The 17684-nt window shown below is 66.8% G+C and carries 12 protein-coding genes and 1 pseudogene; 5 read left to right on the top strand and 8 right to left on the bottom strand.

The genetic code is table 11. The features are described 5' to 3' along the window. Positions 1–3: 3 nt before the first annotated feature. Positions 4–2142: a type I secretion system permease/ATPase gene (locus N4G47_RS03760; RefSeq protein ID WP_475285301.1), complete on the bottom strand. Its 2139-nt coding sequence runs from the start codon at positions 2140–2142 to the stop codon at positions 4–6. A 257-nt stretch (positions 2143–2399) separates the two neighbouring features. Here N4G47_RS03760 and N4G47_RS03755 point away from each other — a divergent pair, with 257 nt between their 5' ends. The 5 genes and pseudogenes from N4G47_RS03755 (at position 2400) to N4G47_RS03735 (ending at position 9086) form a co-directional block, all read left to right on the top strand. Then, complete coding sequence (locus N4G47_RS03755) at positions 2400–3428, top strand: LacI family DNA-binding transcriptional regulator (RefSeq protein WP_475285299.1); 1029 nt, start codon at positions 2400–2402, stop codon at positions 3426–3428. A gap of 207 nt (positions 3429–3635) precedes the next feature. After that, positions 3636–4094 (top strand): GNAT family N-acetyltransferase, encoded by a 459-nt coding sequence (locus tag N4G47_RS03750; RefSeq protein ID WP_475285297.1) that lies wholly within the window; start codon positions 3636–3638, stop codon positions 4092–4094. Between the two features lie 144 nt (positions 4095–4238). Then, positions 4239–5140, top strand: a pseudogene (locus N4G47_RS03745) (ABC transporter ATP-binding protein). Between the two features lie 12 nt (positions 5141–5152). Then, positions 5153–8737, top strand: a complete 3585-nt coding sequence (locus N4G47_RS03740; protein WP_475285295.1) for an ABC transporter permease/M1 family aminopeptidase — start codon at positions 5153–5155, stop codon at positions 8735–8737. Positions 8738–8777: 40 nt separating this feature from the next. Beyond that, entirely contained in the window at positions 8778–9086 is a 309-nt protein-coding gene (locus N4G47_RS03735; RefSeq protein WP_475285293.1) for a hypothetical protein, read from the top strand. Positions 9087–9212: 126 nt separating this feature from the next. Here the strand turns inward: N4G47_RS03735 and N4G47_RS03730 are convergent, their stop codons facing one another. From N4G47_RS03730 to N4G47_RS03700, 7 genes are all read right to left on the bottom strand, one after another. Further along, entirely contained in the window at positions 9213–9503 is a 291-nt protein-coding gene (locus N4G47_RS03730; RefSeq protein WP_249844757.1) for a hypothetical protein, read from the bottom strand. Continuing rightward, positions 9500–9964, bottom strand: coding sequence for a GNAT family N-acetyltransferase (locus N4G47_RS03725; RefSeq protein WP_475285290.1), 465 nt, complete (start codon positions 9962–9964; stop codon positions 9500–9502). The genes N4G47_RS03730 and N4G47_RS03725 overlap by 4 nt, the downstream gene beginning before the upstream one ends. A 45-nt stretch (positions 9965–10009) precedes the next feature. Then, positions 10010–11521: an amidohydrolase family protein gene (locus tag N4G47_RS03720; RefSeq protein ID WP_475285288.1), complete on the bottom strand. Its 1512-nt coding sequence runs from the start codon at positions 11519–11521 to the stop codon at positions 10010–10012. Positions 11522–11615: 94 nt separating this feature from the next. Beyond that, entirely contained in the window at positions 11616–12002 is a 387-nt protein-coding gene (locus tag N4G47_RS03715; RefSeq protein WP_249844760.1) for an SseB family protein, read from the bottom strand. 134 nt (positions 12003–12136) lie between these two features. Beyond that, positions 12137–13852 carry an alpha-amylase family glycosyl hydrolase gene (locus tag N4G47_RS03710; RefSeq protein ID WP_475285286.1) on the bottom strand — a complete coding sequence of 572 codons (1716 nt, stop codon included), beginning with the start codon at positions 13850–13852 and terminating at the stop codon, positions 12137–12139. Continuing rightward, positions 13852–15339 carry an MFS transporter gene (locus N4G47_RS03705; protein ID WP_475285284.1) on the bottom strand — a complete coding sequence of 496 codons (1488 nt, stop codon included), beginning with the start codon at positions 15337–15339 and terminating at the stop codon, positions 13852–13854. The genes N4G47_RS03710 and N4G47_RS03705 overlap by 1 nt, the downstream gene beginning before the upstream one ends. After that, entirely contained in the window at positions 15336–17528 is a 2193-nt protein-coding gene (locus N4G47_RS03700; RefSeq protein ID WP_475285282.1) for a glucosidase family protein, read from the bottom strand. The genes N4G47_RS03705 and N4G47_RS03700 overlap by 4 nt, the downstream gene beginning before the upstream one ends. Positions 17529–17684 lie beyond the last annotated feature (156 nt).

Genomic DNA, 17684 nt, shown 5'->3' with positions numbered 1-17684 from the left:
GGGTCAGTTCAGGGGAACCGCCACAGCGGGCAGGCCCATCTGTTTGGTGTAGAGCAGTGAGTAGCGGCCACCGGCGCGCAGCAGATCCTCGTGGGTGCCGGTCTCGGTGATCCGGCCGCGTTCGAGGGTGACGATGCGGTTGGCCTGGCGTACGGCTGACAAGCGGTGCGCGATGATGATCACGGTGCGACCGGCGGACATGCGCTTGAGGTTGTCCTGGATGACTTCTTCGCTTTCGGCATCCAGCGCCGAGGTGGCCTCGTCGAAGATCAGGATCTTCGGATCGATCGCCAGCGCACGCGCGATGGCCAGGCGCTGCCGTTGGCCGCCGGAAAGATTGCCGCCACGCTCGTCAATGCGGGTGTCGTAGGCCTCGGGCAGCTCCAGGATGAAATCGTGCGCGCCGGCCAGCTTGGCCACTTCCACCACACGGCTCATCGGCATCGCCGGGTCGGCCATCGCGATGTTCTCGCGCACGCTGCGGTTGAACAGCAGGTTTTCCTGTAGCACCACTCCCACCTGGCGGCGCAGCCAGGCCGGGTCGACCATCGACAGGTCCACGCCATCGACCAGCACCCGCCCCCGTTCCGGCGTGTGCAGGCGCTGGATCAGCTTGGTCAGGGTCGACTTGCCCGATCCCGAGGGCCCGACCACGCCAAGGATCTCGCCCGGGGCAATATCCAGATTGACCCCGGACAACACTTCCTGCCCTTCGGGCCGGTAGCGGAACGACACATGTTCCAGCGCGATGCGGCCTTCGACATCCGGAAGGCTGGCCCGTGATGGCGAGCTGGCCGGTTCGGTAGGGGAATTGAGGATGTCCCCCAGCCGCTCCACCGCGATGCGCGCCTGCTGGAAGTCCTGGGCCAGCTGCGCCAGGCGCAGCACCGGCCCGGCCACCTGGCCGGCAAGCATGTTGAACGCCACCAGCTCGCCGACGGTCAGCTTGCCGTCGATCACCAGCCGCGCGCCGAAGAACAGCAGCGCCACCGTGGCCAGTTTGTGGATCAGCTGTACCGCCTGCGAGCCCCAGTTGGCCAGCATGCCGGCGCGGAAGCTGGCTTGGATGTAGCCTGCCAGCTGCTTGTCCCAGCGGTTCTGCGCCTGCGGCTCGACCGCCAGCGCCTTGATCGTCTCCACGCCGGTCACCGCCTCGACCAGGAACGACTGGTTCTCGGCACCGCGCACGAATTTCTCATCCAGCCGGCGGCGCAGCATCGGGCCCACCAGCATCACCACCACGGCATACAGCGGCAGGGTGATCAGCACGATCAGCAGCAGCGTCGGGCTGTACAACCACATCACCGCCAGGAACACGATGGCGAAGAACAGGTCCAGCACCACGGTCTGCGCCGACGAGGTGAGGAACTCGCGGATGGTCTCCAACTCGCGCACGCGCGCCACCGAATCACCCACCCGCCGCGCCTGGAAGTAGGCCAGCGGAAGATGGGTCAGGTGCGAGAACAGCTTCGAGCCCAGTTCGGCATCGACGCGGCTGGTGGTGTGCGAGAACAGGTAGGTCCGCAGCCCGCCCATCACCACTTCGAACACCGAAACCACCAGCAGGCCCAACGCCAGCACCTCCAGCGTGGTGATGCCTTTGTGCACCAGCACTTTGTCGATCACCACCTGGAAGAACAGCGGCGTGATCAGCGCCATCAGCTGCAGGAAGAACGAAGCCACCAGCACATCACGCAGCAGGCGGCGGTACTTCACCAGCGCCGGAATGAACCAGCCGACGTCGAAGCGCCGGGCGGCACCGGTCACGCTTTCGCGCGTGGTCATCAGCAGCAGGCGGCCGTCGAAGTCCTGCGAGAATTCGCCCAGGGTCAGCGTGACCGGACGCCCCTCGGCCGAGGCGTCAAAGCACAGCACGCTTTCCGCATCGGCCTTGAGCACCAGGGTGTAGCGCCCGTCGGCCAGACAGGCGATGGCCGGCAGAGGATGATCGCGCAGGGCGCTGACCCGTGCCTGCACCACGCGCGCCTTGACGTCCATGCGCTTGGCCAGGCGCAACAGCTCCTGGGTGGCGATGCGTCCTTCGGGATGGCCCAGCTGGTGCCGGAGCTGGTCAGGATCGGCGGGCCGATCAAGGAATCCCAGCAACGCGACAAAACAGGCAAGTGCGCCCCCATCATCCACGCACGGCGACTCCTGCAGATCGATCCCTGATCCGTTGCTGCCCACGTCAACTGCCTTGTTGTCCCCTGGTGCGCGGACTCTAGGCCCAGGCCATGTCAGCTGTCCATCTGCTGAATGAGCTTTTGTGCAAATCAGGTCAAAGTGACAAATTCATCACATTTTTTAACACGCCTTCTGTTCATCCAGACGGGACCTCGCCGACGGCGGGCGCCCGGCATCATGGCATCATGATAGCTGCACGTTCCCAAGCCGTTCTCATGACGATCAAAGGCAAAGCCACCTCCCTGGACATCGCCCACCTGGCCGGGGTTTCCCAGCCCACCGTGTCGCGGGCCCTGCGTGGCAGCCCGATGGTCAACGCCGAGACCCGCGAGCGCATCCTGCGCATCGCCCGCGAGCTGAACTACAAGGTCGACAAGAACGCCTCCAGCCTGCGCCTGCGCAATGCCGGCACCCTGGCCCTGCTGTTCTTCGAAGACCCGACCAACGACGACTCGCTGATCAACCCGTTCTTCCATTCGATGCTCGGCTCGATCACCCGTGCCTGCGCCCTGCACGGGCAGGACCTGCTGGTCTCGTTCCAGCAGCTGTCCACCGACTGGCAGGCCGATTACGAGGACAGCAACAAGGCCGACGGCATCATCCTGCTCGGCTATGGCGACTACCACCAATCGCGCGACCGCCTGCAGCGGCTGGTCGAACAGGGCACGCATTTCGTGCGCTGGGGCGCCGCCCTGCCCGGCCAGCCCGGCGTGTCGATCGGCAGCGACAATTTCCAGGGCGGGCATGACATCACCGCCCACCTGCTGCAGCAGGGCTGCCGCCGCATCGCCTTCCTCGGCCATGCCTCCAGCCACTACCCGGAGTTCCAGGAGCGTTACCGCGGCCATGTGGCGGCTTTGCAGGAACACGGTCTGGCCGCCGAACCGGCGCTGCAGCACGATGCCATCACCACCGAGGCCTCCGGCCAGGAAGCCTGCCAGCTGCTGCTGGCCCGCGGCGAACCCATCGATGCGATCTGCGCGGCCAGCGACCTGATCGCGATCGGCGCGATCCGCGCCCTGCGCGAGGCCGGCCTGCGCGTGCCGCACGACGTGGCAGTGACCGGTTTCGACGACATCCCGCTGGCAGCCTCGGTGTCACCGGCCTTGACCACGGTGCAGCAGGACACCAAACAGGCCGGCCAGCTGCTGGTCGAACGCCTGCTGGCGCTGATCGGCCGGCAGCCGGTGGACAGCCAGAGCATCCCGGTGAAGCTGGTGGTGCGCGAATCCTCGCAGCGCTGAGGCCACGGCTTCGGCTATGCTGCGCCCAACCGCCGGGCCCGGCCCGGCACCGCACGCCCTCTTCGGGAGAAGGCCTTTGTCCTCCGCCAGCACACCCATACCGCACCGGTAACGGCGGCGAAGGGCACGCTGCGTCGAGACTGACGCCCACGCCCGTCCTCGTACCGGTCATGCCCGCCTTGGGCCACTCAACCTGTCGAGGTTTCCATGCTGGTTCCCACTTCCGCGCAGGATCTGCGCGAGCTGCTGTTGTCCCCGTGTTCCGAGGAGCATGCCATCGCCCCGCCTGCCGTGCTGACGATGCTGGCCGATCTGGCCGGGCATATCGAACCGGTGTTCGCGCCCGCCGCCTGGCTGGTGACCGAGGACGGCATGCCGGTCGGCCTGTTCTCGATTACCCGCGCGCCCGAGCAGGGCGTGCTCGATATCGGCTATGGCATTGCGCCGGTACACCAGGGCCGTGGTCTTGCCGGCCGGGCCCTGGCCGAGCTGGTGGACTGGGCCCGGCACGATGCGCGCGTACGTTGCCTGAGCGCTGAAACGGCGGTGGGCAACGTCGCTTCGCAGGCGGTGCTGCGTCGCAATGGCTTTACCGTGGTCGGTCAACGCAGCGACGCCGAAGACGGTGCACTGCTGTGCTGGCGACGGCATGTGGCGGCCGACTGAGGCGTCGATCGGGGCGGCGGCCTCACCGCCGCCGCCGCCCCCAACGCGCAACCGCAGGATTCTCCCCCATGACCAACGGCGGATGCGCACCGGCGCCGATGCGCGGATAACGCGCAGACACGCCCATGGAAAGGTGTACGTCGCATGCTGAAGATCGATTCGCTGTCCAAGACGTACGCCAACGGCGTGCATGCCCTCAACAACGTCAGCCTGGACATCCCGCGCGGGATGTTCGGCCTGCTCGGGCCGAACGGCGCCGGCAAATCCTCGCTGATGCGCACGCTGTCCACCCTGCAGGAGGCCGACAGCGGCTCGGCCGTCCTCAGCATCCCCGGTGAAGCACCGATCGACGTGTTGCGCGACAAGGATGCGGTGCGGCGCCGGCTCGGCTACCTGCCGCAGGATTTCGGCGTGTACCCGAAGGTCAGTGCGCTGGACCTGCTGGAGCATTTCGCGGTGCTCAAGGGCCTGACCCAGCGCGCGCAGCGCCGCGAAGTGGTCGACGGCCTGCTGCAGCAGGTGAACCTGTGGGACGCGCGCAAGCGCAAGCTGGGCACCTTCTCCGGCGGCATGCGCCAGCGCTTCGGCATCGCCCAGGCGCTGCTCGGCGACCCGCGTCTGGTGATCGTCGATGAACCCACCGCCGGTCTCGACCCGGAAGAGCGCAACCGCTTCCTCAACCTGCTGGCGGCGATCGGCGAGAACGTGGCGGTGATCCTGTCCACCCACATCGTCGAGGACGTGACCGACCTGTGCCCGACCATGGCGATCATGAACAAAGGCCAGGTGCTGCTGACCGGGCGCCCGGCCGATGCCATCGATGCGCTGCAGCAGCAGGTCTGGCGCAAGCAGGTCGATCCTTCCGAGCTGGCCGACCACGAGGCACGCTATGTGGTGCTGTCGACCCGTCTGGTGGGGGCCGCCCGGTGATCCATGTACACAGCGCCAACGACCCCGGCGATGGCTTCGCGGCCGTGGCTCCCGACCTTGAGGACGTGTACTTCCAGCGCCTGCGCCTGCAGGCCCGTGTCCGCGCGGCAGCCTGAGCGGAGCACACCATGATCCTCAACTTCTTCCGCTTCGAGCTGCGCGAGCAGCTGCGTTCTCCGCTGCTGTGGCTGCTGGCCGGACTGTTCGCCCTGCTTGCCTTCGCCGCGGCCTCCAGCGACGCGGTACAGATCGGTGGCGGCACCGGCAACGTGCACAGCAACGCGCCGACGGTGATCGCACAGATGCTGGGCATCTTCACCCTGCTCGGCATGCTGGTCACTGCATTGTTTGTCAGCAATGCGCTGCTGCGTGATTTTGAACTGGGCACGGCCGAGCTGATTTTCGCCAGCCCGGTGAAGCGCCGCGATTACCTGGCCGGGCGCATTGCCGCAGCCCTGGCCGCCGGGCTGCTGGTCTATGTACTGATCGCGTTCGGCCTGTGGCTGGCGCCGTTCATGCCCTGGGTCGACCCCGACCGCATGGGCCCGATCAGCTGGCAGGGCTTTGCCTGGACCTTCGCGGTCATCGTCATTCCCAACCTGCTGTTCAGCACCGCGCTGTTGTCGCTGCTGGCCGCGGTGACCCGCTCGATCCTGTGGGTCTACATCGGCCTGGTCGCCTATCTGGTGCTGTTCGGTGCCAGCGCCGCGCTGCTGCGCGACATCGACAACACCTGGATCGCGGTGCTGAGCGAGCCGCTGGGCATGCGTGCGCTGGGCCGCACCATCCGCTACTGGTCCACCGCCGAGCGCAACAGTGGTATTCCCGCGCTGACCGGTTACCTGCTGGCCAACCGTGCGCTGTGGCTGGGCGTGACCGCGGTGCTGTTCGCCGCCACCTTCGCGCTGTTCCGTACCGAGCGCAGTGGCAGCGGGCGCCGCCGCTGGGGCCGCAGGCACGCGTTGCCGGCAGCCGACGCCAGCGCCGTCCGCCCCCGCCGTGCGACGCTTCCGCGCGTGGCGCCGGCATTCACGGCAGGCACGGCGTGGCAGCAGTTCCTGCGCCAGGTCCGCTTCGACACGCGCGGCGTACTGCGCAGCGTGCCGTTCATCGTGCTGCTGGTGCTGGGCCTGGCCAACTTCCTGCCCAGCGCGCTGTTCCGGCAGACGCTGTACGGCACCTCGATCTGGCCGGTCACCTCGCAGATGATCATGGCCCTGCAGGGCGCCTTCAGCTGGCTGCTGGTGATCATCGTGCTGTTCTTCGCCGGCGAGCTGGTCTGGAAGGAGCGCAGCGCACGCATCAATGAAGTCACCGATGCCATGCCGGTGCCGAACTGGGTTCCGCTGCTGGCCAAGTTCACCGCGCTGCTGGCGGTGATCGTCTGCTTCCAGGCGGCCGGTGCGCTGGCCGCGATGGGCGTACAGCTGGCCAAGGGCTACACCCATCTGGAGCCGCTGCTGTACCTGCGCAGCCTGGCGCTGGACTCGGTGGTGTACGTGCTGATGGGGGGCCTGGCGCTGGTGCTGCAGGTGCTGACCAACAACAAGTTCATCGGCTACGCGTTGCTGATCGTGGTGATGATCGGCCAGGGCGTGCTGGGCCTGCTGGACTACACGCAGAACATCTACAACTTCGGCAGCTGGCCGATCGCTCCCTATTCGGACATGAATGGCTACGGCCACTTCCTGGCCGGACAGCTGGCCTTCCAGGGCTACTGGGCGTTGTTCCTGCTCGCGTTGATGTGCCTGGCCTCGGCCTTCTGGGTACGCGGTGTCAGCCAGGGTCTGCGCCAGCGCCTGGCCCTGGCCGGCCGCCGCCTGCGCGGCCCGACCGGCGTGTTAGCCGCCGTGGCCGCACTGGCGTTCGTCGGCGTGGGCGGCTGGCTGTACTGGAGCACTAACATCCGCAACGAGTTCCTCTCGCCCGACCAGCAGCTGGACCTGCAGGCCCGCTACGAGCGTGAGCTGTCCAAGTACCGCAACCTGCCGCAGCCGCGCATCGTGGCGGTGGACAACCGCGTGGACCTGTTCCCGGAATCGCAGTCGATGGTGATCGATGCGAACTGGACGATCCGCAACCTGCACGCGCAGCCGATCCAGGACCTGCATGTCACGATGGGCGACGACAAGCAGCTGCTGGCGGCCGACCTTGGCGGACAGAAGCTGACGTTCCATGACAAGGATCTGGGCTACCGCATCTACCGGCTGGACACGCCGCTGCGGCCAGGCGAAAGCCGTAGTGTCCATTTCCGGGTGGCGCAGAAGCCCAACGGCCTCACCGCCGGCCAGGCGCCGAGCAACCTCGTGGACAACGGCACGTTCTTCAACAGCCGCGTGCTGCCGTCGTTCGGCTACAACGAGGGCGCGGAGATCACCGACCGCAACGAGCGGCGCAAGCGCGATCTCGGCGAGCCGCGGCGCATGCCCAAGCTGGAAGACGAAGCGGCGCGCGCCAACACCTACATTTCCAACGATGCCGACTGGCTCGATTTCCGCACCACCGTCTGCACTGCGCCCGACCAGGTCGCGCTGGCCCCGGGCTACCTGCGCCACCAGACCACGGTGAACGGCCGGCGCTGCTTCAGCTACGCCATGGACCGGCCGATGCTGAATTTCTACGCCTACCTGTCGGCGCGTTGGCAGGTGCGCAAGGGCACGTACAAGGACATTCCGATCGAGGTCTACTTCGACCCGGCACATGGCTACAACGTGGACCGGATGATCGAGGCGGTGCAGAAGTCGCTGGCCTACTACGAAGCGAACTTCACCCCGTACCAGCACCGCCAGGTGCGCATCATCGAGTTCCCGGGCTATGCGCGTTTCGCGCAATCGTTCGCCAACACCATCCCGTATTCCGAAGCGATCGGCTTCATCGCCGACCTGCGTGATCCGGACAAGGTGGACTACGTGTTCTACGTGACCGCGCACGAGATCGCGCACCAGTGGTGGGCGCACCAGGTGATCGGTGCCAACGTGCAGGGGGCCACGGTGCTGTCCGAGTCGCTGTCGCAGTACTCGGCGCTGATGGTGATGGAGCAGGAGTACGGCCGCCAGCACATGCGCCAGTTCCTCAAGCGCGAGCTGGATGGCTACCTGTCCGGGCGTGGTGGCGAGGCCATCGAGGAGCAGCCACTGGAGCGGGTGGAGAACCAGCAGTACATCCACTACCAGAAGGGTTCGCTGGTGTTCTACCGGCTGCGCGAGGAGATCGGCGAGAAGGCCCTGAACCGCGCGTTGAAACGCTTCCTGCAGGACAAGGGTTACCAGCAACCGCCCTACACCACCTCGCGCGAACTGCTGGCCTACATCCGCGCCGAGACCCCGGCAGACCGCCAGCAGCTGGTCACCGACCTGTTCGAGAAGATCAGCTTCTACGACAACCGGGTGATGGCCGCCAGTGCACGCAAACGCGATGACGGCCGCTACGACGTGACCCTGGACCTGCACGCGGCCAAGCAATATGCCGACGGTAAGGGCCAGGAGAGCACTGGCACGATGGACGACTGGGTCGAGATCGGCGTGTTCGCCAGCGGCCCTTCCGGCAAGGAGCGCGACCAGAAGGTGCTGTACCTGCAGCGCCATCACATCACCACGGCGGAACCGAAGATCACGGTGACCGTGGATGAAAAGCCGGATGAGGCGGGCTTCGACCCGTACAACAAGCTGATCGACCGGGTGAGCGACGACAACCGGCGCAAGGTGACGATGTGAGCCCCGGGACGGCAGTGCCGGGCCATGCTCGGCAAACAGCATGGTCGTGATGATCTACGGCTTCAGCGGCCGCTACACCGGCAACGGCGCGTTCGAGTGGGACGCGCCCAGCATCGGTGCACGCCACAGGGCCATGCTGTTCCTGCTGCAGGAGGACGAACGCGATGCATTCGACCTCGCGCTGGCCGAATGCACCCGCTTCGGGTTCGATGAAATACAGGATCTGCGTTGTGGCCGCATGCAGGTTGATGCACTCAACGGCGACGCCTACCGTGGCTTTGCCGTCTTCTACGAAGAAACCCTGGAAGCGGGCTCGGCTCTGCTCTACTACCCGCAGACGCTTGCATGACACCCGGTTGTGCGGGGCATGCAGCTGCGGAATTTCGAACGTTCCGCTGGGTGCAGCCAAGCATGGCTCGGCTCTACTGTAGTGCCGAGCCCTGCTCGGCACATGGGCCGGACGGGCCGCGCGGACTCAGCGCGCGGCCTTCGGCCCCAGCAACGCCAACAGCACGTACACCACGATGGAAGCGACCGTTCCGAGCGCTGCCGCTACGCCGAACGCCCAGCCCGGACGCCCCTGCTGGCGCGCCCATTGCCCCAGATGCCAGGCTGCGCCCAGGTTGATCAGCCAGGCGATGACCAGCACCGGCCACTGCACCAGGCCCAGCGCGCGCAGCAGCGGCATGGATGCCAGCGCGGCGACGATGGCGCCGAGCAGGAACAACAGTGCAGATCGGGAATGCCGGGCCGTTGCGGCGCTCATGCGGCGAGCCTGCGCACCATCACCAGCACGCGGTGGTCCTGGTTGTCGGCCTGATGCAGCGGCGTCCAGCCCAAGCGCGCGTACAACCCGCCGTCCGCCGCTTCGGTCTGCAGGTACAGGTCGGCAACGCCCATCCGCACGGCCTGCTCGGCGGCCCGCTCGACCAGCTGGCCGGCCAGGCCGCGACCACGATGGCTGTCGGCAACGAACACGCTCCCCAACCAGTGCTCGTACTGCGGAAAGGTCGTCATCTCACGCCGCTTCAACTGCACGGCGCCGACCACCTGCCCGCCGTCGAAGGCTGCGATGAGGTGCGGGAAACCATCCGCATCCTGCGCCCGGTTGAGCCGCTGCAGTTCCTGTTCCAGTGTCAGGCCGGCGTCCTGGCCCCATTGCGCGTGGTACCACTGCGCCAGCTGCTGCCGTTCCGGCGCATCGCCGGTGAGTACGTTGAACTCCATCCATGCCCTCTGCTTCAGTGTGGATCACTGCAGTGTGCAACCACCTTATCGCGGCAGCCGCAGGTAGGCGTATGCGTTGCGCCAGAAGAAGCCTTCCCTGTAGTCCCGCCACTCCTCCTTTTCAAACAGCTGCAGGAAAAGATCCAGGTAGGGACGGGCCGAGTTGACCATCGCCTGCATGTGCCAGTCTGACCCATAGGCGATCTTGCTCATGAACCCGTACTCGGCCTGCGTATGCCGGGCGCGTCTGAGGTTCCGTTCGAAGGCAGCGATATCTCCATCAAGCAGACCTTCCAGATGCCCGATCTCGCAGTAGACATTGGGGTATCGGACGCACAGGTCGACCACCTGCCAGGCGTAGTTGCCCTTCTTCCACTCGACCTCTTCGGCGTCCCAGCCCGCCGAAACCGGCCGCTCGCTGGGGGCACGCTGCCCACCTGCATGACCCAGGCACAACCGCAGTTCCTTGCGACTGCCCAGAACCTCGGCCCAGTACTCCGGGTTCGCGAACGCACCTTCCTTGCGCGGGGTCTGGAACCCCACCGGGGTGCAATGCGCGAAGATCGGCGCATCGTGCTCCAGGCAGAAATCGTAGAACTCGTCGATCCGGCGGGCATGGACCGCATCACCGGCGGGTCTGTATCCCATCGCCGGATAGAACTTGAAGCCTACAAATCCCGCCTCAAGCGCAGATGTGAGCAGCTGTCGCCAGCCACCCGCCTTCGCATCATCGCGACGCGGATCAAATGCGAAGAAGCCATGCAGCGCAGGAAACCTGGCCTGCAGTTCCAGCATGTTCCGGGTGCGCTGCGGCAAGTGATAGTTGGCCAATGGCCCGCCCGGGTACGCCAGCTCCATGTCCATCATCAGATGGGCGTACTCCATGGGCGGCAGGGAACTGCCGTACGCCGCCTGCAGGCGACGGAAAATCGTTTCCTCCGAACCCAGCAGGGTGAAGAAGAACTCGGCGTAGTTGCCGATCGTACTGGTCGGATCACGCACCACCATTGCCATGAAGCGTTCCAGCGCGCGCTTCACGGTGCGGCGTGCCCAATCGACCAGACCGGCCGGCGCCATCATTTCCTGCACGAGGGAATCGACGGGCGGCCAGGCGCCTGGCTCGGGCCCACCGGTCGCAGGAATGGCCTGATCCAGCTCGCGGAGAATCGCCATCAGCTCGGAGCCTCGTATGGCCTGTGCTTCCGGTGAGTCGACCGCCAGCGCCGCCAGACCGTCAGCATCGAGCGGCGCTGCCGCAGTGCCTGCCAGAAGCTCATGGCTGGCCACGTTGCTGATCGACGCGATGTAGTCGATCTGCTCGTGCCCGCCATGACCATGAAGACGCTGCGGATGCAGCTGTTGAAGACGGGAGAACTCCGCCTGCTCGCCGCCTGTGTCGGTCAGGAAATACAGCAGCTTCGCCAAGGGTCGGGCCAAGGGGCTCGACCACGCGCCCATCGCGCCGGCGATGATGCTTTCCAGCGGCAGATGCCGCGCGTTGAACAGATGGGTGTGCAGATCGACGACACGTGCGGGCCTTTCCTGCGCTGCTGTCATGGCGCTGCTCCTTGCGTCCTGTCGGTGCGCGGACTCTAGCAAACCCCCGATCCCCGCAAGTGCATGCCACGGACGAAACCGTCCGATGGGACATTCAGCCCTGCGCGAAGTCCTTCAGGATCTCGCCGATACCCGCAGGCGAGATCTCGAAGCCCAGCGGCGTACCCGGGTTGATCACCACGCCGTAGCCACCCGGTACGCGGCGCAGCACGTCCAGCATCAGCCAGCGGATCTGGTGCGGTGCCTGCTGGCTGTAGATGCCCACGCGCGACGGATCGGTGAACACGGCCACGTGCAGGGTGCCCTGCTTGTCGAACAGCAGCGGGTCGAAGCCGCTGCCGTCAGGGGTGACCAGGCTGCCGGTCAGCAGCACGACCTCCGAGGCGACGAAGGCTTCCATGAACGCGCGGATCGGCACGGCCCCGTCCATCGCCGCCTTCAGCAGGGTTTCAATCGGGGTCTGCGGGGCGAGTTCGGTCATGGCGGTACGGCAAGGCGTGAGGGGGGCCTATTGTGCCGGATGCGGTCACACCCGGTAGTGCCGGCCGCTGGCCGGCATCTGCAGGTTCCATGAATCCGGGGTTGCCGGCCAGCGGCCGGCACTACCGATGGCCATCACCGCCGCAGCCGCTGGTCCCGTGCCCGCTGGTCGGCCATCGCCTTGTCCAGTTCGGCCTGCAATGCCGGCTGCTGCACCGGCGCATCCAGCACGTAGACCTTCACCCCGTGGGCGGGCACTTCAGTCCGCAGGCGGTCCTTCACCTTCAGCTCGCCGCCGCCCAGTGCGTCGCGCCAGGTGCCCGCCTGCAGGTAGCGCTCCACTTCGAAGGTGCGCGCCGCATCGCCCTTGTTCAGCAGCACCAGCGCCGTCTGCGCCACATCGCCGTGCTGCAGAACGCGCAGGAACACCGCCTCATCACCCTGCAGGCGTTCGTTCACCTGCAAGCCGCGCTGCAGGGCCGGGGTGGCTTCGCGCAGCCTGGCGATGCGCTGCAGCGGCGCGAAGATCGGACTCTGCGGCGCGGCGTCCACGCGCGGCTGGCCGAAGTAGGCACGGTTGCCGGCATGCTCGGCGCGGCCACGCATGAAGCCGGTTTCCGAACCGTAATAGACCACCGGAATGCCGCGTGCGGTGAACAGCCAGTTGTGCGCGTCGATGAAGCCGTTGTCGCTGGCCTGCAGGCGCGGCATGTCATGGTTGTCGTAGAAGCTCATCAGCTCGTACGGGTTGGCATACGGCCCACCGCTCAGGTGCAGCGGTTCGGCCAGCGTTTCAAAGCCCTTGCCGGCGGTGCCGAAGGTCTGCTCCAGCGCGCCGCGCAGCGGGAAATCCAGCACGCTGACGTTGGCATTGGCTGGCCAGGTGTGCTCGGCGATGCGCGCGGCATCGTAGTCGAACGCTTCGCCGAACATGAACATGCCCGGATGCTCGGCGCGGATGCGGCTGACGAATTCATGCCACCACGGGTGCGGCAGCCAGCCGATGGTGTCGATGCGCAGCGCGTCCACGCCCTGCGCGGTCCACTGCAGGTAGGCGCCGACCAGATAGTCCATCACCGCCGGATTGTTCTGGTTGAAGTCGGACAGCTCGGCCAGGTTGCCATCGAAAATCGAGCCGTTCTTGCCGTCGACCGGGCCGATGTTGTTGTAGAACGCATGCAGCGGGTTGTGCTTCGGGTCCAGCTTCTGCGGCGGCAGGTTCTGGTGGTCGGCAATCAGCTTTCCATCCTTGTCGAAGATCTGGCCGAACTGCGGCTGCCGCGTCGGCATGGTCCACGCCGGTGAGCCGTGGTTGCCGACGATGTCCAGCACCACCTTCAGGCCGGCGCCGTGCAGGCCCTTTGTCAGGCCGGCGAAGTCCAGATCCTTGCTCGGCAGGTGCTCATCGAGCTTGTAGAAATTGATGCCCCAGTAGCCGTGGTAGCCGGTCTTGCCGCGGTCGGTCAGCGTGCTGGTGCAGCTGATCGCCTTGCTGCCGGTGAAGGCTTCGTCGGGGTTGTCGACGATGGGGGTGATCCACACCGCGCCGAAGCCCAGGTTGCGGATGTACTGCGCGTTGTCCAGCACGCCGCGGAAGTCGCCGCCCAGGTAGCCGATGTTGCCGTCCACCTTGTCCGGGCACGGCACCGGAATATCGAAGGTACGGTGCTTGCCGCCCTGGTCACGGTGGTCGTTGGACGGATCGCCATTGACGAAGCGATCGGTCACCACGAAATACACCGCATCGCTGGCGAACGGTTCGGTGGTGCCGACATACGCCGGGCGCGGCGTGGCCAGGGCCTGGCCGGAAAACAGGGCTACACAGACAGCAACTGGCAATACAGCACGCATCACACCACCTCCGAACGCGACGGAACCCGCAGCACGCACACACCGGCCAGCAGCAGGCTGCAGCCGCCCAGCACCAGCACGTGCATCGGCTGGCCACCCAGCCAGGCGCGCAAGGCAAAGCCGAGCGCACTGGCCGCGACCAACTGCGGGATCACAATGAAGAAATTGAAGATGCCCATGTACACGCCCATCTTCCTGGCCGGCACGCTGTCAGACAGCAGTGCATACGGCAGCGAGAGGATCGACGCCCAGGCAAAACCCACGCCTACCATCGACAGCAGCAGCCAGTGCGGATCGCGGATGAACATCAGCGAGATCAGGCCGGCGCCGCCCAGCCACAGGTTCACCAGGTGGCTCCAGCGCAGGCCCACGGCACGCACCATCAGCGGGATGACCAGCGCGGCCAGCGCGGCAAAGCCGTTGTACGCGCCGAACAGCACGCCCACCCAGTTGGCACCTTCGTTGTAGGCGGCCGACTGCGGATCGGTGGAACCGAAGTGGGTGCCGGCCACAGCAGCGGTGGTGTAGATCCACATGGCAAACAGGGCGAACCACGAGAAGAACTGCACCCAGGCCAGGCGCCGCATGGTGATGGGCATCGCCCGCAGATCGTCGACGATCGCCGCCAGCATGTGGGTACCCGGCAACGAGCGGGCCACCGCCAGCAGCAGGCCGTAACCCGCACACAGGCCGGCCAGCACGTACAGCATCCTGTCGCCCTGGCGCCAGGCGATCAGTACCGCCAGCAGCAGGCCCACGCCCAGCCACAGCGCCACCTGCGACCACGGCGCCGGACCGTTCACCGCGGCGGCGGCGTGGTGGGCCGGCGGCTCGGCATCCTCGAAGCCGGCCAACTCGGTGGGCGAATACTCACGCGTGCTGACCACGGTCCAGGTGATCGCGGCCAGCAGCACCACCGCACCGAAGTAGAACGCATAGCGCACCGTATCGGGCACTTGGCCGGCGGCGGCCGTGTTGGCCACCCCGAAGTGGGCCAGGATGAACGGCAGGAAGCTGGCCACGATCGCGCCCACACCGATGAAGAAGCTCTGCATGGCATAGCCGGTGGGCCGCTGCCGCGGTGCCAGCTGGTCGCCCACGAACGCGCGGAACGGTTCCATCGACACGTTGATGGAGGCATCGAGCACCCACAGCGTGCCAGCGGCAATCCACAGCGTCGGCGAATTGGGCATCACCAGCAGGGCCAGCGTGGTCAGCACCGCGCCGATCATGAAGAACGGCCGGCGCCGTCCCCAGCGCGTCCACGTGCGGTCGGACAGATAGCCGATCACCGGCTGCACCAGCAGACCGGTCAGCGGTGCGGCGATCCACAGCCCCGGCACCGCCTCCATGTCCGCCCCCAGTGTTTCGAAGATGCGGCTGGCATTGGCGTTCTGCAGGGCAAAACCGAACTGGATGCCGAGGAAACCGAAACACATGTTCCAGATCTGCCAGAACGACAGCTGCGGCTTGGCGGGACGATTCATCGTGCGCCCTCGTCCGCCACCACCGGCGCTACCTTCAGCGCCTGCACCCGGGCCTGGTTGAGCACGCCGTCGCGCCCGCCCTTGCCGCCGGTGTAGTGCGCGAAGTGCTGCAGCGCGCTCATGTTGAAGCCCTCTTCCAGCTTCACGCTGCAGCGCCCCTTGGGCACGCTGAAGGTCGCGGCAGTGGATTCCTGCGCGGCCACGCTGTGCGGCAGCGTCACCGTCAAGCGCTGCACGGGTTGGCTGCCACACTGCACCGCCAGCTGCTTCACCGCGGCGGTCACCCCCGTGTTGATCGGGCCGTTGGGATTGCTGTACTGCAGGCGCAGGCGTACCGGCCCGGCCTTGGCCGCGGCGAACTGCCACTGGCGTGCACCGCGCAGCACCTGCTGCGAGCCCACGCACAGCGTCGGGCTGTGCAGCGATTCCAGTGCACCGTCGCGACGGGTCAGACTCAGGCAATGCTGCAGGCCGTCATCGCCGAGGCGTGCCACCCCCTTGCTGATCGCGGTCACCGCGCGGCCGTCCTGCCACAGCACCTGGCCCTCGGCCACCGCTACGGTCCAGCCCTGGCCGCTGCGCCGCGCCTGCGGTGCAGCCGGGGTTGCCGGCGCGCGCGCATTGGCATCGGCGGTGCTGGCGGGCAACGCGCGTGAGGGTGCGGCCACCAGTTGCACCGTGGTGGTGGTGCCACGCGTCTTCACCTTGCCGGCCACCAGCAGGCCATCACCCACCTGCTTCGGCCGCTCCAGCACATAGCGCTTGCCGTTGGCGTCCAGGGTGATGCGGCGCTGCTTGCCGAACAGTTCGGGCACCAGCGCGGCCGGAAGCTTGGGCTGCACGCGGCCATCGTCCTGCACGCCGAACACGCCTTCGGTGACCATGGCCAGATAGCCGGCCACCGACCACAGCTGGCGCTCTGAGTTGACCACTGGCCCGCTCAGCGCGCCTTCGTCCACATGCACGGCCTGGCTGACCAGCTCGTAGCTTTCCATGTTGGAACCGGCCAGCGCGGCACCGCGCATCAGCGAACGGATCTCGGCGGCAATGCGTGGCGCATCATCCAGCTGGCGCGCCGCGCGCAGCGAATAGGCGCTGACGAACGGCCAGATGGCGCGGTTGTGGTAGATCGGCTGCTGCGCTTCCTGCGGCCACACCACCGGGCTGCCGGCCGGCCCCATCGGGTAAGCGGCCAGCGCCCGTTGCGCGCGCTCGGCGGGCAGCACGTCGGCCAGGATGCCCAGCGACAGGCCCAGCAGATCAACCTTGGCATAAGGCACCGGGTGCGCGGCCTCGCCGATGTAGCTCATGTACTGGCCCATGTCCTGCCGCCAGAAGCGTGCATCAATCTGCATCGCCAGCGCATCGGCCCAGGCCTTGTACTGCTCGGCGCGCTCATCGCCCAGCTGCGCGGCCATCTGCTGGCCCAGGCGCAGGGCCTGGTAGTGCAGCACGTTGGTGGACAGCGCGTAGGAATCGCCGATGAAGCGCACGTTCTCGCGGGTCCAGTCCGGATAGGTCTGCTCGCGCCAATCCAGGAACGAGGTCTCGCCGCGGTACAGGCCCATCTGTGCGTCGAACACCATCGCACGGTCCTGCGCCAGCGTGCCCTGCAGCGCCTGCCAGACCTGGTCGGCAAAGGCCGCATCATCCAGCAGATGGCGCGCGGCCAGGAACCACACCACGCGGTCGCTGCTGATCGGCCAGCTACCGCCGGAACCGGTGTCCTGCGCCACGAACAGGCCGGGCGTGTGCCCGTCGCGGGCTGCCGACAGCTTGAACTGCAATGACTGCCGCGTGCGCTGCGGGTCCAGTTTCGCCAGCGCCAGATCGGCGGCAAAACTCACATCGCGGGTCCACACGTAAGGCCAGCGTGCACCGGTCTGGAAGCATTCGCAGGGCACCGGCCTGCCTTCGTCGAAGGCCGGGTCACGGATGGCATCCACGCGGTCCTGATCCATGTCCTGCTGGGCCAGCGCGAACAGCGCATCGAACATCACGCTGCCGGTCTGGCTGCGCATCGGCATCGGCGCAATGCGCACCTCGCCCGTCGGCGCATGCAGCACGAAGCTGCCGTTGGCTGCGGCTTCGGCGCGCGCGTGGCGGCCGTCGAATTGCAGGTCGGCCGCCTGCGCGGTCGATCCCAGCGCTGCCCCCAGGGCAGCGGTCAGGCAAATGATCTTCAGCATCGAAGCGGCGGACCGGCTTGCGCCCGTCGGCCTCCCTCCCTCTCTGCACGCGTTGTAGGTCCGCACCATCGTTGCCGAGGGCGGGCGCGGCCCCTCCTCAAGGTGCCTTGGGCCCATGGTAGACGCGGGGCTGTCGGCTGCGTCCAGCTGCATACG

The organism is Stenotrophomonas sp. GSD10 (assembly GCF_056172695.1).
Note: the sequence above shows the minus strand (reverse complement) of the source record. Positions and strands in the feature narration are given on the sequence as shown.